Origin of the sequence: Kitasatospora sp. NPDC058492 (assembly GCF_042720685.1) — a bacterium.
Lineage (GTDB): Bacteria > Actinomycetota > Actinomycetes > Streptomycetales > Streptomycetaceae > Kitasatospora.
Genome location: NZ_JBHXMU010000055.1, coordinates 15,617 through 36,914, shown reverse-complemented (window position 1 = coordinate 36,914; position 21,298 = coordinate 15,617). Strand labels below are relative to the sequence as shown.

At 71.8% G+C, this 21,298-nt stretch carries 18 protein-coding genes and 1 pseudogene; 9 read left to right on the top strand and 10 right to left on the bottom strand.

The window, feature by feature from the left end:
- Nucleotides 1-118: 118 nt before the first annotated feature.
- Nucleotides 119-415, bottom strand: coding sequence for a type II toxin-antitoxin system VapB family antitoxin (locus tag ACFWPI_RS29670; protein ID WP_063348635.1), 297 nt, complete (start codon nucleotides 413-415; stop codon nucleotides 119-121).
- Between the two features lie 202 nt (nucleotides 416-617).
- Here ACFWPI_RS29670 and ACFWPI_RS29665 point away from each other — a divergent pair, with 202 nt between their 5' ends.
- Nucleotides 618-2,183, top strand: coding sequence for a helicase HerA-like domain-containing protein (locus tag ACFWPI_RS29665; RefSeq protein WP_380374532.1), 1,566 nt, complete (start codon nucleotides 618-620; stop codon nucleotides 2,181-2,183).
- A 26-nt stretch (nucleotides 2,184-2,209) separates the two neighbouring features.
- Here ACFWPI_RS29665 and ACFWPI_RS29660 read toward each other — a convergent pair whose 3' ends face one another.
- Nucleotides 2,210-3,376 carry a hypothetical protein gene (locus tag ACFWPI_RS29660; protein ID WP_380374529.1) on the bottom strand — a complete coding sequence of 389 codons (1,167 nt, stop codon included), beginning with the start codon at nucleotides 3,374-3,376 and terminating at the stop codon, nucleotides 2,210-2,212.
- A gap of 255 nt (nucleotides 3,377-3,631) precedes the next feature.
- On the opposite strand from ACFWPI_RS29660, the gene ACFWPI_RS29655 reads away from it, so the two are divergent.
- Nucleotides 3,632-4,150 (top strand): YbhB/YbcL family Raf kinase inhibitor-like protein, encoded by a 519-nt coding sequence (locus ACFWPI_RS29655; protein ID WP_063348638.1) that lies wholly within the window; start codon nucleotides 3,632-3,634, stop codon nucleotides 4,148-4,150.
- Nucleotides 4,151-4,155: 5 nt separating this feature from the next.
- A complete protein-coding gene (locus ACFWPI_RS29650) occupies nucleotides 4,156-5,037 on the top strand; it encodes a hypothetical protein (protein WP_380374526.1) in 882 nt (293 codons plus the stop codon).
- Between the two features lie 31 nt (nucleotides 5,038-5,068).
- On the opposite strand, the gene ACFWPI_RS29645 is transcribed toward ACFWPI_RS29650, so the two are convergent.
- Complete coding sequence (locus ACFWPI_RS29645; RefSeq protein ID WP_363370701.1) at nucleotides 5,069-6,034, bottom strand: YafY family protein; 966 nt, start codon at nucleotides 6,032-6,034, stop codon at nucleotides 5,069-5,071.
- Nucleotides 6,035-6,166: 132 nt separating this feature from the next.
- On the opposite strand from ACFWPI_RS29645, the gene ACFWPI_RS29640 reads away from it, so the two are divergent.
- A complete protein-coding gene (locus ACFWPI_RS29640; RefSeq protein WP_380374524.1) occupies nucleotides 6,167-7,687 on the top strand; it encodes an MFS transporter in 1,521 nt (506 codons plus the stop codon).
- Nucleotides 7,688-7,824: 137 nt separating this feature from the next.
- Here ACFWPI_RS29640 and ACFWPI_RS29635 read toward each other — a convergent pair whose 3' ends face one another.
- Nucleotides 7,825-8,460, bottom strand: a complete 636-nt coding sequence (locus ACFWPI_RS29635; RefSeq protein ID WP_371518035.1) for an HhH-GPD-type base excision DNA repair protein — start codon at nucleotides 8,458-8,460, stop codon at nucleotides 7,825-7,827.
- A 344-nt stretch (nucleotides 8,461-8,804) separates the two neighbouring features.
- On the opposite strand from ACFWPI_RS29635, the gene ACFWPI_RS29630 reads away from it, so the two are divergent.
- Nucleotides 8,805-11,198 carry a germacradienol/geosmin synthase gene (locus ACFWPI_RS29630; RefSeq protein ID WP_380374521.1) on the top strand — a complete coding sequence of 798 codons (2,394 nt, stop codon included), beginning with the start codon at nucleotides 8,805-8,807 and terminating at the stop codon, nucleotides 11,196-11,198.
- Nucleotides 11,199-11,370: 172 nt separating this feature from the next.
- Here ACFWPI_RS29630 and ACFWPI_RS29625 read toward each other — a convergent pair whose 3' ends face one another.
- On the bottom strand, nucleotides 11,371-12,123 hold the full coding sequence (locus ACFWPI_RS29625; RefSeq protein WP_380374519.1) for a TetR/AcrR family transcriptional regulator C-terminal domain-containing protein: 753 nt from the start codon (nucleotides 12,121-12,123) through the stop codon (nucleotides 11,371-11,373).
- 233 nt (nucleotides 12,124-12,356) lie between these two features.
- On the opposite strand from ACFWPI_RS29625, the gene ACFWPI_RS29620 reads away from it, so the two are divergent.
- The gene (locus ACFWPI_RS29620) at nucleotides 12,357-13,886 is read left to right on the top strand and encodes an MFS transporter (protein ID WP_380374517.1); all 1,530 of its coding nucleotides are present in this window, start codon (nucleotides 12,357-12,359) and stop codon (nucleotides 13,884-13,886) included.
- Between the two features lie 139 nt (nucleotides 13,887-14,025).
- A complete protein-coding gene (locus ACFWPI_RS29615) occupies nucleotides 14,026-14,733 on the top strand; it encodes a helix-turn-helix domain-containing protein (protein ID WP_380374515.1) in 708 nt (235 codons plus the stop codon).
- A gap of 1 nt (nucleotide 14,734) precedes the next feature.
- On the opposite strand, the gene ACFWPI_RS29610 is transcribed toward ACFWPI_RS29615, so the two are convergent.
- A complete protein-coding gene (locus ACFWPI_RS29610) occupies nucleotides 14,735-15,151 on the bottom strand; it encodes a VOC family protein (protein WP_380374513.1) in 417 nt (138 codons plus the stop codon).
- 182 nt (nucleotides 15,152-15,333) lie between these two features.
- Here ACFWPI_RS29610 and ACFWPI_RS29605 point away from each other — a divergent pair, with 182 nt between their 5' ends.
- The gene (locus ACFWPI_RS29605; RefSeq protein WP_380374510.1) at nucleotides 15,334-16,293 is read left to right on the top strand and encodes an aldo/keto reductase; all 960 of its coding nucleotides are present in this window, start codon (nucleotides 15,334-15,336) and stop codon (nucleotides 16,291-16,293) included.
- Between the two features lie 49 nt (nucleotides 16,294-16,342).
- On the opposite strand, the gene ACFWPI_RS29600 is transcribed toward ACFWPI_RS29605, so the two are convergent.
- Both ACFWPI_RS29600 and ACFWPI_RS29595 read right to left on the bottom strand, forming a co-directional pair.
- The gene (locus tag ACFWPI_RS29600) at nucleotides 16,343-16,834 is read right to left on the bottom strand and encodes a hypothetical protein (RefSeq protein WP_380374508.1); all 492 of its coding nucleotides are present in this window, start codon (nucleotides 16,832-16,834) and stop codon (nucleotides 16,343-16,345) included.
- A gap of 247 nt (nucleotides 16,835-17,081) precedes the next feature.
- The gene (locus ACFWPI_RS29595) at nucleotides 17,082-18,212 is read right to left on the bottom strand and encodes a hypothetical protein (protein ID WP_380374506.1); all 1,131 of its coding nucleotides are present in this window, start codon (nucleotides 18,210-18,212) and stop codon (nucleotides 17,082-17,084) included.
- 365 nt (nucleotides 18,213-18,577) lie between these two features.
- Between ACFWPI_RS29595 and ACFWPI_RS29590 the strand changes: the two are divergent.
- A pseudogene (locus tag ACFWPI_RS29590) lies at nucleotides 18,578-19,581 on the top strand (IS5 family transposase).
- A 70-nt stretch (nucleotides 19,582-19,651) separates the two neighbouring features.
- Here the strand turns inward: ACFWPI_RS29590 and ACFWPI_RS29585 are convergent.
- Together ACFWPI_RS29585 and ACFWPI_RS29580 are read right to left on the bottom strand one after the other, a co-directional pair.
- Complete coding sequence (locus ACFWPI_RS29585; RefSeq protein WP_380374504.1) at nucleotides 19,652-20,134, bottom strand: hypothetical protein; 483 nt, start codon at nucleotides 20,132-20,134, stop codon at nucleotides 19,652-19,654.
- 254 nt (nucleotides 20,135-20,388) lie between these two features.
- The gene (locus ACFWPI_RS29580) at nucleotides 20,389-21,231 is read right to left on the bottom strand and encodes a DUF6551 family protein (protein WP_380374502.1); all 843 of its coding nucleotides are present in this window, start codon (nucleotides 21,229-21,231) and stop codon (nucleotides 20,389-20,391) included.
- Nucleotides 21,232-21,298: the final 67 nt, after the last annotated feature.

Genomic DNA, 21,298 nt, shown 5'->3' with positions numbered 1-21,298 from the left:
GTACTAAATGATCATCATCTGGAGTACGCCGGTACCCGAAAGGAGGTACCCGGGTACGCGCGGACCGCCCTCCGCCGGGTGGCGAGGGGGCGGTCCAGGAGCCCGTGTAGAGGGTCCGTCATTCCATTTCGAGGACCCGGGCGTGCAGCACCTGGCGCTGCTGCAGTGCGGCCCGCACCGCCCGGTGCAGTCCGTCCTCCAGGTACAGGTCGCCGCGCCACTTCACCACGTGCGCGAAGAGGTCCCCGTAGAAGGTCGAGTCCTCGGCGAGCAGGGTTTCGAGGTCGAGTTGCCCCTTGGTGGTCACCAGCTGGTCGAGCCGCACCGGGCGTGGGGCGACGTCAGCCCACTGTCGGGTGCTCGTCCGGCCGTGATCCGGGTACGGCCGCCCATTGCCGATGCGCTTGAAGATCACACGGAAAGCCTACCGTTTGGGCGGCGGATGGCGCAGCCGCCGCGACGCCGCCACGCGCTCGGGTGTGAGCTGCGGGAGGGCGATTGCGGCTGTTTGATGGGAAATGTCGCGAACATCGCCGGGTTCCGATCGGGACACGGCCCGCCCGGGACCGGGTTCCGGGCCCGCCCCGCCTCCCCGCACCGCCCAGGAGAGTGCCCCGATGTCCTCCGCCCTCACCCCGCCGGCCGTCCGGGAGATCGCCGACGGGTACGCCTTCACCGGGCCCGCCCTCGACCTCGGCGCGGTGCTGCTGGACGGCACCGCCTACCCGGACGCCCAGGTGCGCATCCCGCTCGGGGTGCTCAACCGGCACGGGCTGGTCGCCGGCGCCACCGGCACCGGCAAGACCAAGACCCTCCAGCTGATCGCCGAACAGCTCTCCGCCCAGGGCGTGCCGGTGTTCCTCGCCGACGTCAAGGGGGACGTCTCCGGCGTCGCCGCGCCCGGCGCGCCGAGCGAGCGCACCGCCGCCCGCGCGGCCGAGGTCGGACAGCAGTGGACCCCACAGGGCTGCCCGGTCGAGTTCTACTCGCTCGGCGGCCAGGGCGCCGGGATCCCGATCCGCGCCACCGTCACCAGCTTCGGGCCGCTGCTGCTCGCCAAGGTGCTCGACCTGAACGAGACCCAGGAGTCCTCGCTCAGCCTGGTGTTCCACTACGCCGACACCAAGGGCCTGGAGCTGTACGACCTCAAGGACCTCACCGCCGTCATCGCCTTCCTCGCCTCGCCCGAGGGCAAGGAGGAGCTGAGGACCATCGGCGGCCTCTCGTCGGCCACCGCCGGGGTGATCCTGCGCGCGCTCACCCTGCTGGAGAACGAGGGCGCCGGGGCGTTCTTCGGCGAGCCCGAGTTCGACACCGCCGAACTGCTGCGGACCGCCCCGGACGGCCGGGGCGTCGTCTCGGTGCTGGAACTGCCCGCCGTCCAGGACCGGCCGCGGCTGTTCTCCACCTTCCTGATGTGGCTGCTCGCCGACCTCTACCAGGAACTGCCCGAGGTCGGCGACCTGGACAAGCCCAAGCTGGTGTTCTTCTTCGACGAGGCGCACCTGCTGTTCAAGGGCGCCTCCAAGGCCTTCCTGGAGGCCATCACCCAGACCGTCCGGCTGATCCGCTCGAAGGCCGTGGGCATCTTCTTCGTCACCCAATCCCCGCGCGACGTCCCCTCCGACGTGCTCGCGCAGCTGGGCAACCGGGTGCAGCACGCGCTGCGCGCCTTCACCCCGGACGACGCCAAGGCGCTCAAGGCCACCGTCTCGACCTTCCCGCGTTCCTCCTACGACCTCGGCGCGGTGCTCACCTCGCTCGGCACCGGCGAGGCCGTGGTGACGGTGCTCTCCGAGAAGGGCGCGCCGACGCCGGTCGCGGCCACCCGGCTGCGGGCGCCGCAGTCCCTGATGGGGCCGATCGAGGCGGGCGCGCTGCGGGCCGTCGTCGACGCCTCGCCGCTGACGGCGCGCTACCGGGACGCGATCGACCGGGAGTCGGCGTACGAGAAGCTGGCCGCGCGGGCAGCGCGGGCGCCCAGGCCGGAGGCCGCCGCACCGGCCAGGGTGCCGAAGGAGCGGGAGCCCGCCCCGCGGCGGGAGGAGCCGAAGGGGGCGGGCGGGCTGCTCGATTCGCTGCTCAGCAACCCGACGGTGAAGTCCCTGGCACGTTCGGCCGGGAAGCAGCTCGGGCAGGAGATCTCGCGCAGCCTGTTCGGGACGTCCAAGCGGCGGCGGTAGCGGCCGGGCCCCGCAGGACTGGAGCCTTACCCGGCCAGGGCGGCGCCGATCCGGTCGAGCGAGGACAGCCGCATCAGGCCGTAGTTGTAGAACTCGACCTCGGGGACGCCCAGTTCGCGCAGGGTCGCGATCTTGGCGGCGAGGTTCGCCGGGCCGTCGCAGTCCGAGGCCATCGGCCGCAGGATCACCGCCATGTCCTGCGGGCGGACGCCGTGCAGGGCGAACGCGGCGATCTTCTCCCGGACGGCCTCCGGGGTCTTCGCGTAGCCGAGCGTCTCGATCTGGTCGGCCGCCTTGGCGAGCGCGGGCAGGTCGATGCCGGACAGCCAGCCCTTGCCCGGGCCGGCGCCGTCCATGAAGCTCAGCCGCATGCCGTGGCGCCGGGCCTCCTCGGTCAGTTCGGCGGCCAGCGTGGTGACGGTGGTGGTGGCGGCGTCCAGGTAGGCGGCCAGGGCGCCGTCCGCGAGCGCGCTCAGGTCGGCGGGCTCGGCGGCGGCCGCCTCGTCGGCCAGCCGGCGGCGCAGCTCGGTGCGGACGGCCTCCGCGACCTCCTCCGCCGGGACGCCCGTGCGGGTGGCGGCGGCGCGGCAGTGCGGGCAGAAGCAGATGCCGAGCAGCGCCTCGGCGCCCGCGCCCAGTTCCTCGAAGTAGCGCTCGTGGTGGTAGCCGTGGCGCAGCCCGTGGAAGTGCAGGGACTCGGCCCGGATCGCGTCCACGCCGTACCGGGCCAGCTCGGCGACCAGGGTCCGCGCGTACTCCCGGACCTCCGGGGCGGCCGGGCAGAGCTCGGTGAGGTGGCGGTCGCCGAAGGCGTTGGCCGGGGCGCAGTCCGGGTGGGCGAAGCCGAGCCGGTCGTTGTGGCAGAACACCGTCCAGGCGTGCAGCTTCAGCCCCCGGCGGCGGGTCTCGGCGGCGGCCTCGGCGAAGGGGTCGCGGTCGCCGATCGCGGTGGACGGGGCGGGCGCGAGCCGGCGGCCCCGCCAGCGGGCCGGATCGGGGCGGAAGTACGCCGCGCCCGGCTCCAGGTAGCGGATCACCCGGCGGGGGTTGTGCGGGAAGACGTCCCGGGCCTCGTGGTAGACCGAGGCGAGGGTGACGCCGCCGACCCCGGCGCGGTCGGTGAGGTTGCCGAAGAAGGTGTCGGCGCCCTCGTCGAGCAGGTCGGTGGCGAAGGCGAGGACGGACGACTCCACGGTGCGGCTCCGGAGCTGGGGGCGGGTGCGCTGTCCACGCTAGCCGCAGGGGCCGGATTGGTCTATACCTGGCGATTTGAGCGGACCGGGCCCGAACGAGGGGCGACCGGATCGGGGCGGCCGGACCGGACGGGCACCCCACTACAGTGAGCCGTGTCCGACAGACCGTGTCCGACAGGCCGTGCCCGTCGGACCGTGTTCTTCAGCGTCCTTCAGCCCGAGGCCGTCCACGGCCCGTTGAGAGGTGACCACCCCATGAGCGTTCGCCCGCCGCTGCCGTACGACTTCCTGCCGCAGGTGCCGTCCTTCCCGCTGACCAGCCAGGACATCGCCGACGGCGGCACACTGGACGGGGAGTTCAGCCACGCCGGCGGCAACCGGTCGCCGCAACTGGCCTGGTCGGGGCTGCCCGAGGGCACCCGGAGCATCGCCGTCACCTGCTACGACCCGGACGCGCCCACCGGCTCCGGCTGGTGGCACTGGCTCGCCCTCAACCTGCCCGCCGACACGGTCGAACTGCCGCGCGGCGCCGGCTCCTCGGACGACGACCTGCCCGGCGCGGCCTCCTTCCACGGCCGCAACGACTTCCCCGGCCACCAGTACGACGGCGCCGCCCCGCCGCCCGGCGCCCCGCACCGGTACGTCTTCGCGGTGCACGCCCTGGACGTCGAGAAGCTGGACGTCTCCGCCGACACCCCGGCGGCCCAGATCGGCTTCCACCTGACCTTCCACACGCTGGGGCGGGCGCTGCTCACCGCCGAGTACGGGGTCTGAGCGCGGTGGGCCACGATCCGGTCGAGGTCTGGCGGCTGCCCGAGGAGGACCGGTCGGCCGGTCGCAGGGCCGTGGCCTGGACGGTCGGGCCGGCCGGGGAACTGGCCCTCCTGGTGGTGCCGGAGCAGCACCTGGCGCCGGCCGGATCCTGGCCGCCGGTCCGGCTGCCGTTCGACGGCGAGGCGGTCGTGGTTTCCCCGCAAGGGGAGTGGCGGGTGCCGCTGTCCGGCGTCTCCTGCTCGCCCGACCACCTCGGGCTGCTGCCGGGCGGCCGGGTGCTGCTGGCCGGGTACCGGGCCGAGCAGGACGGGGAGGAGTGGCTGCCCAACGCGGTCGTGTACGGCGCGGACGGGGCGCTCGAACGGGAGCTCGCGCTCGGTGACGACGTCCAGGTGCTGGTGACCGACCTGGACGGCCGGATCTGGATGGCCTACGGGGACGAGGGCATCTACGGCGACCACCCGATGGCGGCCGCCGGGCTGCGGGCCGCCGACACCCGGGGCCGGGTGGTGTGGAGCCCGGACAAGCTGCCGTCCTACCCGCTGGAGGGCCTGGCCGGCGCGACCGACGGCCGGAGCGCCTGGCTGGCCTGGCACCCGAGCCCGTCGGTCAGCCACCTCACCCGGATCGACGCGGTCGACCGGCCGTCGACCACCGTGCCGTGCCCGGTCCGGCTGCCGGTCGGCTTCGCGATCCGCGGCGGGCAGGGTGTCTTCCTGTCCAGCGGCGGCGAGTTGACCTGGTACCAGCTGATCGGCAAGGAGTGGAAGCAGACCCGGCGCCGGCAGCTGAGCGTGCCCGGCGCGCTCGACCGGGTGCGGGCGCACGGCCGGGACGGCGCGCTGTGGTTCCGCGCGGGGGACTGCTGGTACCGGATCGAGGCTTAGGGCCTGCCCGGCGGATCCTGCCGCGCGGGCCCTAGCCGCCCGCGCGGGTGGCCCGGTCGGCGCGGGCGGCCAGGGTGCGCAGGTGGGTGATCAGCTCCGGCGGCTCGTGCACCTCGAACTCGCAGTCCAGCGTCAGCAGCCGCACCGCCGTCCACTCCAGGGAGTCCGTGCGGGAGCGCAGCCGGCAGCGGTGTTCGTCGATCGGCTCGATCTCGGAGTCGCCCCGGTCGAAGTGCCGCCGGACGTTCGCGGCCGGGGCGTGCACGGTGGCGACCACGGCGCGGGCCGGTGACTGGCGGCGCAGTTTGCCCGCCACGTACGCGGCGGCGTCCTCGGCCGGGAGCGGGCGCGGGGTGAAGTGGGCGCCGGTGGCGCGGGGTTCGCTGAGGCGGTCGACGCGGAAGAGCCGCCAGTCGTCCCGGTCCAGGTCGTAGCCGACCAGGTACCAGCGGCGGCCGGCCGAGACCAGCCGCTCGGGTTCGACGTTGCGCCTGGTCTCGGCGCCGTCGCCGGCCCGGTAGGCGAAGCGCAGCCGTTCCCGGTTGGTGACGGCACCGGCGAGCACGGTGAGGTCGTCCGGGTCGACGGTCGGGCCGTCGCCGGTGAGCAGTGGCATGGTGGCGGTGTTGAGCGCGCCCACCCGGTGCCGCAGGCGGCCCGGCAGCACCTGGAGGAGCTTGGCGAGGGCGCGGACCGAGGCCTCCTCTATGCCGACCACCGCGTGCCCGGCGGCCGCCCGCAGTCCGACCGCGATGGCGACGGCCTCCTCGTCGTCCAGCAGCAGTGGCGGCATCGCCGTCCCCGCGACCAGCCGGTAGCCGCCGACCGCGCCCATGGTGGCCTGCACCGGGTAGCCGAGGTCGCGCAGCCGGTCGATGTCGCGCCGGATCGTCCGGGGGCTGACGCCGAGCCGTTCGGCGAGTTCGCTGCCGGGCCACTCGCGCGGGGTCTGCAGCAGGGACAGCAGGTTCAGCAGCCGTGCGGGGGTGTCCGTCATGCCGTCCAGGATGCCGGACAACTGGGACAGGATCTGACCTATATGCCCCGTACCCTCGTGGACGTGCCGACGAGCAGTGCGAGCAGCGCGAGCAGGACGAGCAGGACGAGCAGGACGGATGAGGAGTACCGAATGAAGACCGCGGACGCGGACCGACGGAGGTGGATCGCGCTGGCGATCGTGATGGTCGCCTCCTTCATGGACCTGGTGGACGTCACCATCGTCAACATCGCCATCCCCAGCATCCAGGAGGACACCGGCGCCTCCTTCAGCGCCATCCAGTGGGTCACCGGCGGCTACGCGCTGGCCTTCGCGATCGGGCTGATCACCGGTGGTCGGCTGGGCGACATCTACGGCCGCAAGCGGCTGTTCCTGATCGGCATCGGCGGGTTCACCGTGGCGTCCGCGCTGTGCGGCCTGGCCTCCGGCCCCGAGATGCTGGTCGGGATGCGGGTGCTCCAGGGCGGCACGGCGGCCATGATGGTGCCGCAGGTGCTGTCGATCATCCACGCGACCTTCCCGGCGGAGGAGCGCGGCAAGGTGTTCGGCATGTTCGGCGCGGTGGTCGGGCTGGGCGCCGTCTCCGGGCCGCTGATCGGCGCGCTGCTCACCGAGTGGGACCTGTTCGGCCTGGCCTGGCGCCCGATCTTCCTGATCAACCTGCCGGTCGGCATCGCCGGGCTGCTGCTCGGGCGCCGCTTCATCGACGAGTCGAAGGCCGAGCGGGCGCTCAAGCTGGACCTGGTCGGGGTGGCGCTGGCGAGCGTCGGCCTGCTGATGCTGATCTACCCGCTGACGCACGGGCGGGAGGCCGGCTGGCCGCTCTGGGGCTACCTGTCGATGGCCGGCAGCCTGGTGGTGTTCGCGCTGTTCGTGGCGTACGAGAAGGCCAAGACGCGGCGGGACGGCTCGCCGCTGGTCGAGCTGTCGCTGTTCCGGGTGAAGAGCTTCGCGGCCGGCATCGGCGTGCAGCTGGCCTTCGGCGTGGTCTGCGGGATCTTCTTCCTGGTCTGGACGCTGTACATGCAGCTGGGCCTCGGCTGGAGCCCGCTCAAGGCCGGCTCCACCGGCATCCCGTTCTCGCTCGCCGTCTCGGCCGCGGCCGGGCTGTCCGTGCAGAAGCTGGTGCCCCGGTTCGGACGCCGGGTGCTCCAGACCGGCGCGCTGGTGATGGCGGCGGGCGTGCTGACGTACATCTGGGAGGCGGACCGGTACGGGACGGCGATCGCGCCCTGGCAGATGGCGCTGCCGCTGGTGGTGATGGGCCTGGGGATGGGCCTGATCGTCGCGCCGATCACCGACGCGATCCTGGCGGAGGTGCCGCGCGCGCACGCCGGTTCGGCGTCGGGGCTGATCAACACCGTCCAGCAGATGGGGAACGCGCTGGGGCTCGCGCTGGTGTCGGTGGCCTTCTTCGGGGCGATGGACGACGTGGTCGCGCCGGAGGCGATGGGCACCGCGTTCGGCGGGGCGTTCGTCCACGCGATGTGGTGGGTCGCGGGGGCGCTGCTGGTGGTGTTCCTGCTGATGTTCGCGCTGCCGCGGCGCAAGGCGGTCGCGCCGGCCGGCGCGGATGCGGCGGGTGCGGTGGACGCGCCGGCGACGGCGGGTGCGGCGGATCCGACGGACGAGCGGGAGTCCGTCCTGGCCTGACAGGCACTGCTGAGGGCCCCGGTCGCGCGGCGCGACCGGGGCCCTCAGCGCATCCTGGGAGGCCGTGGACCGTACGGCGGTGGACTCCTCGGCGGCTCGGCAACGGTTCCCGGCGGGGCCGGCCGGGCGATCGGTTTTCAGCGCGCCCCGGCCGTGCTCACCGCCGTCGTCCGGGTCGTGGTCTTCGCCGCGGACTTGGCCTCCTTCGCGGCGCGCTTCATCTCCTGCTTGAACTCCCGTACCAGGTCGAGGGATTCGGGCCCGGTGATGTCGGCGACCGAGCGGTGCGCGCCCTCCTCGCCGTACACGCCGGCCGCCTCGCGCCAGCCCTCCGGCCGCACGCCGTACTGCTTGCCGAGTAGGGCCAGGAAGATCTGCGACTTCTGTTTGCCGAAACCGGGCAGGGCGTTGAGGCGGCTGAGCAGTTCCTTGCCGGTGCGGGTGTCCTTCCAGAGCGCGGCGGCGTCGGCGTCGTACTGCGCCACCAGGAACTGGCAGAGCTGCTGGACCCGTTTGGCCATCGCGGCCGGGTAGCGGTGCACGGCGGGCTTCGCGGACAGGAGGGCGACGAACTCCTCCGGGTTGTACACGGCGATCTCCCGGGCGTCCAGGTCGTTGCGTCCGAGCCGCTGGGCGATGGTCAGCGGACCGGTGAACGCCCATTCCATCGGCACCTGTTGGTCAAGCAACATGCCGACGAGCGCGGCCAGCGCACTCCGTCCGAGCAGTTCGTCGGCCTCGGGCTGCTGTGCGAGCCGGACGGTGACGTTCATGGGCTTGCCCTCCTCGGAGTTGACGTCGGGTCGGCGCCCAGTCTGGTGGACGGGGCGGGGGCGGAGGCGGTCAACACGCCCGTAGCAGGGGAAGTCTTGGTGTTCCAGGGCCTTGGCGCAGCTGGCTTGTTCGTTGGCGGAGCGACCGCCCGAGACACCCGATCCGGCGGTCGGGAGAGCCGGCGGAGTACTTTTTGCCCGCGTCGGGCGGCGAAGAGGAGGGCGGCGTGGGCAGGTTGGAGGCGGCTGGTCATCTTGTATGACTGTTTCCGTTGCGCCGGTGCGGCGACCTGCCGGCGGGCCATTCTTGGTGCAATCGACGCGTCCAGAAAGGCTCGCCCGCCGTGACCCAGCCGTTCGAACTGCCGTCCTTCTACCTGCCGCACCCGGCACGCCTCAACCCCCATCTGGACGAGGCACGGGCCCATTCCTCCGTCTGGGCACGGGAGATGGGAATGCTGGAGGGCTCCGGCATCTGGGACCAGGCCGACCTGGACGCCCACGACTACGGCCTGCTCTGCGCCTACACCCACCCCGACGCCTCCGCCGAGGCGCTCTCGCTGGTCACCGACTGGTACGTGTGGGTCTTCTTCTTCGACGACCACTTCCTCGACATGTTCAAGCGCAGCAACGACCGCGAGGCCGGCAAGGCGCACCTCGACCGGCTGCCGCTGTTCATGCCGGCCGACCCGGCCACCCCGATGCCGGAGCCGGAGAACCCGGTCGAGGCGGGCCTGGCCGACCTGTGGCGGCGCACCGTGCCGGTGATGGGCGAGGACTGGCGGATCCGCTTCGCCGAGAGCACCCGCAACCTGCTCAACGAGTCGCTCTGGGAGCTCGCCAACATCAACGCCGGCCGGATCTCCAACCCGGTCGAGTACATCGAGATGCGCCGCAAGGTGGGCGGCGCGCCCTGGTCCGCCCAACTGGTCGAGTACGCGGCCGGCGCCGAGGTCCCGAAGGAGGTCTCCGGCTCGCGCGCGCTGCGGGTGCTGATGGACGCCTTCTCGGACGGCGTGCACCTGCGCAACGACATCTTCTCCTACCAGCGGGAGGTGGAGGACGAGGGCGAGCTGAGCAACGGCATCCTGGTGCTGGAGAAGTTCCTGGAGTGCTCCACCCAGGAGGCCGCCGAGGCGGTCAACGACCTGCTCACCTCGCGGCTCCAGCAGTTCGAGAACACCGTGTTCACCGAACTGCCCGTGCTGTTCGCCGAGACCGGGCTCGCCCCCGAGGGCCGCGCCCGGGTGCTGGCGTACGTCAAGGGCCTCCAGGACTGGCAGTCCGGCGGCCACGAGTGGCACATGCGCTCCAGCCGGTACATGAACGGCGGTGGTGCGGCGGCCGGTTCGGGCGGCCGCGTCGCGGCGGGAACGGGCGGCGCGCTGCCCGGCACCGGCAACTGGTGGGACCCGTTCGCGATCGGCGGGGTGGGCACCTCGGCGCTGGACATCCTGCGCAGCACGGCGATGGGCGGCGGTGGACCTGCGGCCGGCCAGGCCGGCCCGGGCGGCGTCGGACCGGCCGTCCGGCGGGCCCGGTCGCACGCCCACGTGCCGTACCAGCCCGTCGGACCGTCCCGACTGCCCGAGTTCAAGCTGCCGTTCGAGGCCACCCTGAACCCGCACCTGGGCGGCGCGCGGGAGCGGGTGATCGAGTGGGCCGAGCGGATGGGCCTGCTGGCGGAGCAGCCCGGCATCCCCGGATCCGGCATCTGGGACGCCGCGTCCATGCGGGACTACGACCTCCCGCTCTGCGCGGCCGGCATCCACCCGAACGCCACCGCCGACCAACTCGACGTCTCCTCCGCCTGGTTGGCCTGGGGGACCTGGGCCGACGACTACTACCCGGCGGTCTTCGGACGCACCCGCGACCTGGCCGGCGCCAAGCTCGCCAACGAGCGGCTCCCGCTGTTCATGCCGGTGGACGGCAGCCCCGCGCCCGAGCCCGCCAACGCCCTGGAACGCGGCCTCGCCGACATCTGGGAGCGCACCGCCGGCCCGATGACGGCGGACGCCCGGCGGACGTTCCGCCAGACCGTCGAGGACATGACCGCGAGCTGGATCTGGGAGCTCAACAACCAGGTGCAGAACCGGATTCCGGACCCGGTGGACTACCTGGAGATGCGCCGCGCCACCTTCGGCTCCGACCTCACCATGAGCCTGTGCCGGCTCGCCCACGGGAAGGCCGTGCCGCCCGGGGTGCACGAGCACGGCTCGATGCGTTCGCTGGAGAACTCGGCCGCGGACTACGCGTGCATGATGAACGACCTGTTCTCGTACCAGAAGGAGGTCGAGTACGAGGGCGAGGTGCACAACGCCGTCCTGGTGGTGCAGAACTTCTTCAACTGCGACTACCCGTCGGCGGTCCGGATCGTCGACGACCTGATGCACTCCCGGCTGGACCAGTTCCAGCACGTCGCGGCGAAGGAACTCCCCGTCCTGTACGACGACTTCGCGCTGGAGCCGGAAGCGCGGGAGCTGCTGGACGGGTACGTGAAGGAGCTGGAGCACTGGCTCGCGGGCATCCTGGTCTGGCACCGGGACTGCCGCCGGTACCGCGAGGAGGACCTGCTGCGGCACTTCGGCGCGGAGCGGCAGCTCAGGGCGGGGGCGGCGGTCGAGGAACTGCCCGCGCCCGCCGCGGTGCCGCTCGGCCCGACCGGCCTGGGCACGGCCTCGCTGCGCCCGCCGCTGGCCGGCGCGGCTCCGGCCGCCGGGGTGGCGGCCCTGGGCTGACCGGAGGGTGCTGCGCACCACCGGCCGCCCGCACCACCGGCCGCCCGCACCACCGACTGCCCGCACCACCGACTGCCCGCCCCGGCGGCCCGGTCGGTGGTGTGGGCGGCGCGGTCGGTCCAGCGCCCGGGCTACGGCGGGGCCCGGGCGCTGAGCCAGAACTGACGCCCCGTCAACTGTCAGGCCGGGCCTGCCGAGTGGCCTCGATGCCGTCCAGGATCAGCCGGATGCCGTTGGTGAAGCCGCTGTCGCGGGAGCCGTCGGTCACCCCGTTGGCGTCGGTGGTGTAGAGGCGGTGCAGGCGCGGGAAGTCCCGGGTGGCCTCGATGATGGCGGGCAGGAGTTCGTCCATCCAGCCCTGCTCCTCCCGGCCGTGCCGGGCCAGTGCGCTCAGCCAGGAGGCCTCTACGCTGGACGTCCCGATGACATAGCCGAGCAGGGCCCTCATCGCGTCGCTGGCCTCCATCGGGGTGAAGCCGGCTGCCTCCAGGAAGGTGAGCAGGGCCTCGGAGAGGCGCATCCAGTTCGGCCCGAAGTAGACGAGCCCCAGGTCGCCGATCACCGACACCATCCACGGGTGGCGCAGGATGACCTGGCGCACGCTGCCCGCGCACTCGGCGACGGTGGCGCGCCAGTCCGCCGGGTTCGTGTCGGTGACCGCCGGGATCCAGATCTTGCCGAACACCTCGTCGACGGCCAGGGCGAGCAGTTCGTCCTTGTTGGCGACGTGGGTGTACATCGAGGTGGCACCGGCGTTGAGGCGGGCGCCGAGCTTGCGCATGCTCAGGGCTTCGATGCCGTCGCTGTCCAGGATGGCGAGTGCCTCCGCGACGATCTGGGCCCGGCTGAGCGCCGGCTGCTCGCGCCGGGGGCGCTCGGGGCGGCTCCACGGTGTCCCGGGCGCGTCCTTCGACCTGGCCGGCATCCGGCCCTCCTCTCGGTCTTCGCCCGCCTGTGCTCGGCTCGGCTGCTCCGTTCAGCATAAGCCGCGCCGCACACCGTACGGCTTTGCGAACGCTGTGCGGTCTCCGTACAGTGTGTGGCATCCGCACGGTGTGCGGATCGAGGTGCACCGCGGCCGTGGGGACGGACCGCGGTGCACCCGCGACGACTTCCGTCCGGCTACGGCCGGCGCGCTCACTTCGAAGGGGGACCGCGGTGGACCGACATCCGCGCCGCTGGCTCATCCTGGTCGTGCTCTGTCTCAGCAGCCTGGTGCTGGTGGTCGACAACATGGTGCTCACGGTGTCCATCCCGCAGATCGCGGCGGACCTCGGGGCCGGGGCCGAGGACATCCAGTGGATCATCGACTCGTACATCCTGGTCTTCGCCGGGCTGCTGCTCACCTCGGGCAGCCTCTCCGACCGGTTCGGCCGGCGGAAGATGATGATCATCGGGCTGGTGGTGTTCGGCGCCGCCTCCCTGGTCGCGGCCGTCGCCGACAGCCCCGGCCAGCTCATCGCCGGACGCGTGCTGATGGGCGTGGGCGGAGCCCTGGTCATGCCGAGCACGCTCTCCATCCTGATCACCGTCTTCGACGACGAGGAACGGCCCAAGGCGATCGCCGCGTGGAGCGCGGTGGCCATGATCGGCATGATCGGCGGGCCGGTGCTCGGCGGTGCGCTGATCGCGCACTTCTGGTGGGGCGCGGTCTTCCTGCTCAACGTGCCGGTCGCAGTGGTCGCCGTCATCGCGGCGGTCGTGCTGATGCCGGAGTCCAGGGGGCCGTGGCGCCGGCCCGACCTGCCCGGCATGGTGCTCTCGATGACCGGGATGACCGCGCTGGTCTGGTCGATCACCGTGCTGCCCCGGGACGGCATCACCAGCCCCGGCACGCTCGGCACGCTCGTCGTCGGGGTGCTCGCGCTGACCGGGTTCGCCGTCCGCCAGGTCCGGACCGACTCGCCGATGGTCCCGCTCAAGCTGTTCCGCAACCGGGTGTTCACCGGGGCCAGCTTCTCGCTCGTCCTGCTGACCTTCGCCACCGGCGGCCTGATGCTGGTCCTCACCCAGTACCTGCAGTTCGTGCTGAAGTTCTCGGCCACCGACACCGGCCTGGCGTTCCTCCCGCTGGCCGTCGCCTCGCTGGTGTTCAACGCCCTCGGCGCCGTGCTCAGCAAGAAGGTCGCCCCGCGGGTGACGACCTCGGCCGGCATGCTGATCATCGCGGCCGGGTTCGGGCTGCTGGCCACGCTCTCGGTCGGCGACGGCTTCGCCAAGGTCGCCCTGGCCATGCTGGTGCTGGGCGCCGGCTCCGGCCTCGCGATGCCGGCCGCGTCCAACGCGCTGATGGGCGCGATCCCCGGTGAGCACGCCGGTGTCGGCTCCGCGCTCAACGACACCATCCAGCAGTCCGGTTCCGCGCTGGGCGTGGCCATCCTCGGCGCCGTCCTGTCCAGCACCTTCACCGGCTCGATGCCCACCGACACGCCCGCCGCCGGGAAGCACGCGATCACGGACGCGCTCGCCCTCGCCGCGAGCACCGGGGACGGCGGACTGGCCGCCGCCGCGCGCGACGCGTTCAACACCGCGGCCTCCGTCACCTTCACGGCGGGCGGGATCTCCGTCCTGGCGGCCGCGGGGCTGACCCTGGTGCTGATGCGGGACGGCCGGAAGACCGCTCCGGTGGAGGCGGGCTCGGTCGAGGACGCGGCGGAGGTGGCGGAGGCCGTCCAGCGGGTGGGCTGAGCCTGCCCTGTCCTGCCCGGCCCTGTCCTGTCCTGTCCGTCTCGGCCCCGTCCGCCTCGCGCGGCCGGGGCCGTGGGCGTGCCGCCGGCGTGTCGCCGACCCCCGGCGGCGCCCGGCGGCGGCGCGTAGCCTGGGCCTCATGTCCCCCGAGTACGCGGAGCGGGCGTCGAGGCTGCCGGGAGCGGTCGTGTGGAGGCGCCGGGCCGTCGGGAGCACGGGCGGCGGCGCGGCCGGGCTCGTCCTGCCCGACGGCTGCATGGACCTGCTCTGGACCGAGGGCCGGCTCCTCGTCGCCGGGCCGGACACCCGCGCCTTCCAGCTCGGACCGGGGCTGCGCGGCCCGTGGGCGGGCGTCCGCCTCCCGCCCGGCGCCGCCCCCGCCCTGCTGGGCGTGCCCGCATACGAACTGCGCGACCGGCGGGTCGACCTGGCCGATCTCCGGCCCGGAGCAGAGGTGCGCCGCCGCACCGGGCGCATCGACGCGGCGCCCGACCCGGCCGTGGCCCTGGAGGAGTTGGCGCTGCGCCTGGCGGCCGACGCGCGGCCGGTGGACCCGCTCGTCCGGGCGGTCGCCGATGCCCTGGCGGCCGGCCGTTCGGTCGCGGCGACCGCCGAGGCGGTCGGCCTCGGTGCGCGGCAACTGCACCGCCGCTCACTGACCGCCTTCGGCTACGGTCCCAAGACCCTGGCCCGGATCCTCCGCTTGCAGCGCGCCCTCGCGCTGGCCCGCTCCGGCGTGCCCCTCGCCGAGACGGCGGCCCGGACGGGCTACGCCGACCAGGCCCATCTGGCGCGCGACGTACGGGAGTTGGCGGGAATGCCGGCGACCGCCCTGCTGCCCCGTTGACTCAGTCCGTGGCGCCCGGCAGCGGCGCGAACAGGTCGACGCCGTTGCCGTCCGGGTCGTGCACCACGGCGTACCGCTGGCCCCAGAAGGCGTCCCACGGCTTCAACTCGCCGTGGTACCCGGCGCCGACCAGGTCCTCGTAGACCGCGTCCACCTGGGCGGGGTCGGCGCACCGGAACGCCAGTGCCGTCCGGCCGCCGCCCGCCGGCGGACGCCAGTCCGGGTGGAACGAGCGGATGGTGGACTCGGGGTCGAGGGCCAGGCGCAGCCCGCCCGGCAGCACGGCCTCGACGTGCGGCTCCTGCTCGGCCCCGTCGGGGAACGCGAGTCCGAGCCGCCGGTAGAAGGCGATCGAGGCGGCCAGGTCCAAGACGGCGAGGCCCACGACGGCGAACTGCGGTGCTGGTGTGCTGTTCATGCCCGTCACGGTAGGCGGCGCCCGGACGCCCCGTCTTGAACGAATCGGACGGTTTCCCGGCTGGTCTGCGCATTGGCCGAGTCGGGCGCGGCCGGGGTGATGATTCTGGTGACCGGATCGCGGCGCGCCACGCCCCGATCGTGGCCCGCACCACCATTACCGACCCCTGGGAGGGATGACTGATGCTGTACCGCAGCCTCGGAGTTGACGGACCGAAGGCCAGCGCGCTGTGCCTCGGCGCCATGACCTTCGGCACCACCGTGGACGAGCAGACCGCGACGGCGATCCTGGACCGGTTCACCGAGGCCGGCGGGACCTTCGTCGACACCTCGAACAACTACGCCTTCTGGGCCCCCGGCGGGACGGGGTACGAGAGCGAGGAACTGCTCGGCCGCTGGATCGCCCGCCGGCGCAACCGTGCCGAACTGGTCCTCGCCACCAAGGCGGGAGCCCGCCCGGTGTCCGAACTCCCCTTCCCCGAACACATGGAGGGGCTGTCCGCCGCTGCGCTGCACAACGCGGCCGAGGGCAGCCTGCGCCGGCTCGGCACCGACCGCGTGGACGTCTACTACGCCCACGTGACGGACCCGTCCACCCCGGTCGAGGAGACCCTCGGGGCCTTCGCCGAGCTGGTGGCCGACGGAAAGGTCGGCCGGCTCGGCTGCAGCAACCACAGCGCCGCGGACCTGGCCGCCGCCAACGAGCTTGCCGAGCAGCGGGGTTGGCCCGGCTGCCGGTGCGTCCAGCAGCGCCACAGCTACCTCCGGCCACGGCCGGACGCGGACTTCGGCATCCAGAAGCACGCCGACGAGGAGCTGCTGTCGTACGTCGCGCAGCGGCCGGAGCTGCTGCTGCTGGCGTACTCCCCGCTGCTCGGCGGCGCGTACTGCCGACCCGACCGGCCGCTGTCCGAGAAGTACCAGTGGCCGGTGGTGCAGGCCCAGTTGGCCGCCCTGGCCGAGGTGGCGAAGGAGACCGGGGCCACCGTCAACCAGGTGGTGCTCGCCTGGCTGCTGGGCCACCCGGTGCCGACGATCCCGGTCGTGGGCGCCAGCTCCGTCGCCCAGCTGGACGAGAGTCTGGCCGCCCTGGACCTGGTGCTCGACGAGGACCAGCGCCGGCGGCTGGACACCGCGGCCTGACCGCGGCGTCCGCCTCGAACCGGCTGCGCGCCGTCAGTCCTGGGTGCCGTCAGCCCTGGGCGCGGACCGCCCGCCACCGGTTGGCGGTGGTCTCGCTCACCGTGTAGAAGAACTCCGACTTGAACTCGGCCCCGTCACTGAGCGCCTCCACCCAGCTCATCGGCCAGTTCCGCCGGCCGTAGTGCTTGTGCACGACCCGGGTGAACGCGGACAGCACGCCGCGCAGCCGCTTCCGGTCCACGTCGAGCAGCTCGACCAGGGACGTGTAACTCACCCGCTCGCCGGGCTGCTTCGCCAGGATGTCGAGCACCCCGGTCACCGCCTGTACCGAGTCCAGCGGATCGGCCGTCAGCCGGCGCAGATCCTGCACGGTCCACTCGACGAACGGCCACTCGCCGTCCTCCTGCGGCCCTTTCTCGGCCGCCGCCGCCACCGCGGCCCCCGCAGCGGCCCCCGAGAGCTCCGCGAGGAACGCGTACACCTGCGTGACGTACTGAGCCGGCACCGGCACCGAGATGAACTGCTGGCTGTCCTGCGTCATGTTTCTTCCCCTCCGACGTGTCGCCCGTCTGGCGGCAGGACAGATACTTGCACGCCATGTGTCCAGGTGTCCAGGTACTAACCTGGACTAATTCCGAGACTAAGGCTCGATTAGTCCACCTCGCGGCGCTGCACGGGAGGGCGGAAGCCACTTCCGGTACCGGCCGGCCAGTCGGGGCCGTGGAGCCGACGAAGGCCCGGACCGCGTGAGGCGGTCCGGGTCTTCCGGCTGTCGCCGCCCGTTGCGGTCAGTGGAGGACGTTCAGGAAGTTGGCGGCGTCGTCGACGAAGTACACGGCGTCGTGGTCGAGGTCGACCGCGAGCCCGAACAGGGCGCCGGCGCCGGGCGGGGTGCCACTGCTGTCGAGCGTGCGGACGGCGACCTGGTCGCCGGCGGGGGTGGTCTCGACGAGGTTGCCGTCGCCGGAGTTCACCGTGAGGACGTCGCCGCCCGGGGCGACGGCCAGGCCGAGCGGCCCGTTGAGGTGGCCGCCGGTGCTGACGGTGGTGCCGGTGCCCGCGTCGGTGGTGCGGTGGACGGCGTCGGGGATCGCGGTGATCCGGTTGGCGAGGGTGTCCGCCACGTAGAGCGTGTCGTCGTGGCCCAGCCCGACGCCGGTCGGGCCGATCACCAGGGCGGCCTGGTCGGTCCGCTGGCCGAAGCCCGAGCCGATCCGGGTGGTCGCGAGCCGCTGCGGCGGTGCGTCGCCCTGCCGGCACAGGGTGATCCGCAGGACGGTGCCCTGGTCGACCTCGGCCCCGCCGCCCGCGACCGTGCCGTTCAGCACATTGGTCACGAACAGTTCGTCGCGGTCGTCGAAGCTGGCGGCCGTCATGTCCCACGGGCCGTTGATGCCGTCGCCGACGATCGTCTCGCGGACCGTCCCGTTGCTGTCCAGGACCAGCAGGCAGCCGGCCTGGACGGTGGCGGAGGTGCCGTCGGTGGTGGGCGTGCTGCCGACCACGACCCAGCCGCCCGGCAGAACGGTCAGCGCGGTCGAGAGCCCGACCCCGCCGGGGCAGGGCCCGGGCAGCTTCGCCGGGTCGATCCGGGCGAACTCGCCGACGGTGCCGTCCGGGCTGACCTGGACCAGGGTGGTACCGGTGCCCTGCAGGTTCTGCCCGTTGTTGAAGTTGCTGATGAGGACGTTGCCGCGGCGCAGCTTGCCCACGCTGTGCTGGACCACGAACGTGCCGTACGGGTTCTGGTCCCCGTTCGCGGGCACGGTCGAGGCGACCGGTGACACGGTGTTCAGCGGCCCGAGGAACGGCGCCCGGCCGACGGCGCCACCCACCGCCGTGGCGCCGAACACCACCGCGGCGGCGGCGACCACGCCGACCCGCCCCCAGAACCTCGTGCGCGAAGAGTGAAGTCTCATAACTCAAAGTTATGCCGCAGCCGAACCGCCCAGCGCGCGGAGTTCACCCAGCGGTGTCCCCGCGCCGCGAAACGACGAAGGCCCGGACCGTCGGAACGGTCCGGGCCTTCTGCCGGCGGAGGATACGAGATTCGAACTCGTGAGGGGTTGCCCCCAACACGCTTTCCAAATGTTCGTCCGACCGTCCGGGGAGGGCCGCAGGCGTCCCGACCTGCGGTGGAGCGCACCTTCGGCTGGGTGCTGAGCGATCCTGGACGGGGGTGAATGCAACCAGAACTGCAACCAGAACTAGGGCACGTATTCGGTTGTGATCAATATGTGGGATTCGCCCTCATGGCGTGGCCCGATCAGGTAGACCATGTTGCGTGACGCGAGCGCAACTATCAGATACGGAGTGGGAGTTCATCGGGTCGTACTTGCCGATCGGCGAGTACGGCCCGTATCCGGAGCGGTTGCGGCAGCAGTTCGAGGGCGTGATCTGGCGCTTCAGGACCGGTGGGCAGTGGCGGGAGATGCCGGCGGAGTTCGGCGCGTGGTCGACCGTCTCCAATCGCTTCCGGCAGTGGCGTGACGCGGGCGTCTTCGAAGCCCTGCTGGAGGGCGCGATCGCGGAGGCCGCGAGGCGGGGCGAGGTGGACTTATCGCTGGTCAGTGTGGATTCCACCACTGTTCGGGCCCACCACGATGCCGCCGGGATGCACCTGGGTCCCGACGCGCTGGCCGCTTTGGAGAAGGCGGCCGACGAGGCGGAGAAGGCCCGGCAAAAAGGGGTGACCCGCAAGGACAAGACGGACAGGGCGCTGCGGGCGACCCGGAACGGGAAGAGCGGCGACGCCTCCGGCGCCGGTGCAAGCTCCGCCTGAAGGCCGCCCTGCTTGGGCGCTCAAGGGGTGGACAGACCAGCAAGGTCCACGTCGCCGGCGAGCGCAGGTGCCGCCCGCTGGCGTTCATTCTGACCGAGGGGCAGGCCGCTGACAGTCCGCAGTTCGTCCCCGTGCTCAAGAAGGTCCGGGTCCGCGGGCCGGTCGGCCGTCCCCGCACCCGGCCCGACGCGGTCGCCGGGGACAAGGCCTACTCGTCCCGCGGCAACCGCGCCCACCTGCGCGGGCGCGCGATCAAGGCGGTCATCCCGGAGAAGAAGGACCAGGCCGCGCACCGGAAGAAGAAGGGCGGCCGGGGTGGCCGGCCCGTCAGCCACGACGTCGACCTCTACAAGGAGCGCAACACCGTCGAGCGCCTGATCAACAAGCTGAAGGCCTGGCGAGGCATCGCCACCCGCTACGACAAGACCCCGGCGAGCTACCTTGCTGGCCTCCACCTCCGCGGCGCGATGATCTGGATCAAAGACCTCACCAGAGCCAACCCTTGATCACGACCAAATACGCTCCCTAGTCGTCTCAGGCCCCTCCCGAGGGGGCGGATGCGAGCTTCGGCCGCCGTCAGCTCTGAGGACGAATCTCCCGCCACCGTGCGGCGGTGGTCACGCTCACCGTGTAATAGAACTCGGACTTCAACTCGGCACCTTCGCTGGGGGCCTCCACCCAGGTCATCGGCCAGTTCCGTCGGCCGTAGTGCTTGTGCACGACACGGGTGAACGCGGACAGGACGCCCCGCAGGCGCTTCCGGTCGACCTTGAGCAGCTCGACGAGAGACGTGTAACTCACTCGCTCACCAGGCTGCTTGGCCAGGATGTCCAGTACGCCGGTGACCACCTGTACGGAGTCCAGCGCATCCTCCGTCAGCTTGCGCAGGTCATGCAGGCTCCACTCGACGAAGGGCCATTCGCCATCCTCCAGTGGAGCGGCGGTGCCTCCCGCAGACCGTGCCGTCGTGACGCCGGCGAGCTCCGCGAGCAGCGCGTACACCTGCGTGACGTGCTGACTCGGCACCGGTACCGAGATGAACTGCTGCTCCTGTGACATGCCATTCCCTCCCGAAGGGTCCGCCGTCTGGCGGACAGTTGGATACTCGCACGTCACATATCCTGGTGTCTATGTACTAACCGATGCTTGTCTCTATTACTAGTCTTCACTTGTTTCTACGTCTGGCGCTCGTTGTTCCGGCATGGGTATCGCGCCGAACGGCATAGTTGAAGGCCCAGGCGGCGTCGCCGTCTGGGCCTTCAGAGGCACGGCAGGTGTGGCAGGTCTGTTGCCGAGGCTGCAGTGTGGCGATGTCAGAGTCGAACGGATAGCTGCTCTTGAGGTGCCGCTGTCCGAGCCGCCGGCGGTCCCCAGGTGTTCAGGCGGCCAGCCCGGCGCCCGTTGTTGTAGACCATCCTGATGACCTGGTCGACGCCCTGTGGCACAGTGCAGCCTGTGGCCGACCGGAAGCCGCGCCCCTTGCCGAGCAGACTCGACGGGCCGCCGTCGTAGACGCTGAGCTTCTTGATTAGCGACGCCGCGTTGAGGTTTGGGCACTCATTCAAGACCGATGCAAGCCCGAGCATCAATGGGGCTGTGACAGCCTCCTGAGTGTGCCCCCAGGCCTGCGTGAGGACGGAGAGCGCCAAGCGGAGGGTCTTCCCTGTCGGTGTCGTAGAACGATAGATCGAGCTCAGGGCCGCCACTGCTGCGATGTTGTTGGGGTTTCCAGCATCGGAAACTGCCCAACCGAATTCCGCCACAATCCGGCTGATGGAAACCGCTTCTGGGTGGCATGCGGTGACTTCGGCAGCAAACTTGTAGATGGGGGCAACCCTGCGGTTGTCATTGAGGCCGAGGAAGAGTTCAGCCTCTTCTGCCAGGCTCAGCCCTCTGAACGCCTTCATGGCGATTTTCTCGCCGCCTCGGCCAGCCATCACGCACAGCGCTCCGCGGTTCTGGCCATCGAGCCAGACGTACGTCCCATCGCTTCGAGCGGAGACTGTTGGTACGCCGATGCGTTTCTCGTCGTACCCTTCTCGGTGCTTCCTTTGGACCCAAGTCTTGTCGACGGGCCTGGTATTTACCCTGGAGTCTGCAGTTACATTCTCGGGTGCAATCATTTCGATTCCGGAAATCTTGCCATTTGATGTCATTTCAATTCTCCCGTGGGCAGGCTCTTGGTGAATTGGCGAAGGAGCTGACTAATGCTTTTGACCTCGC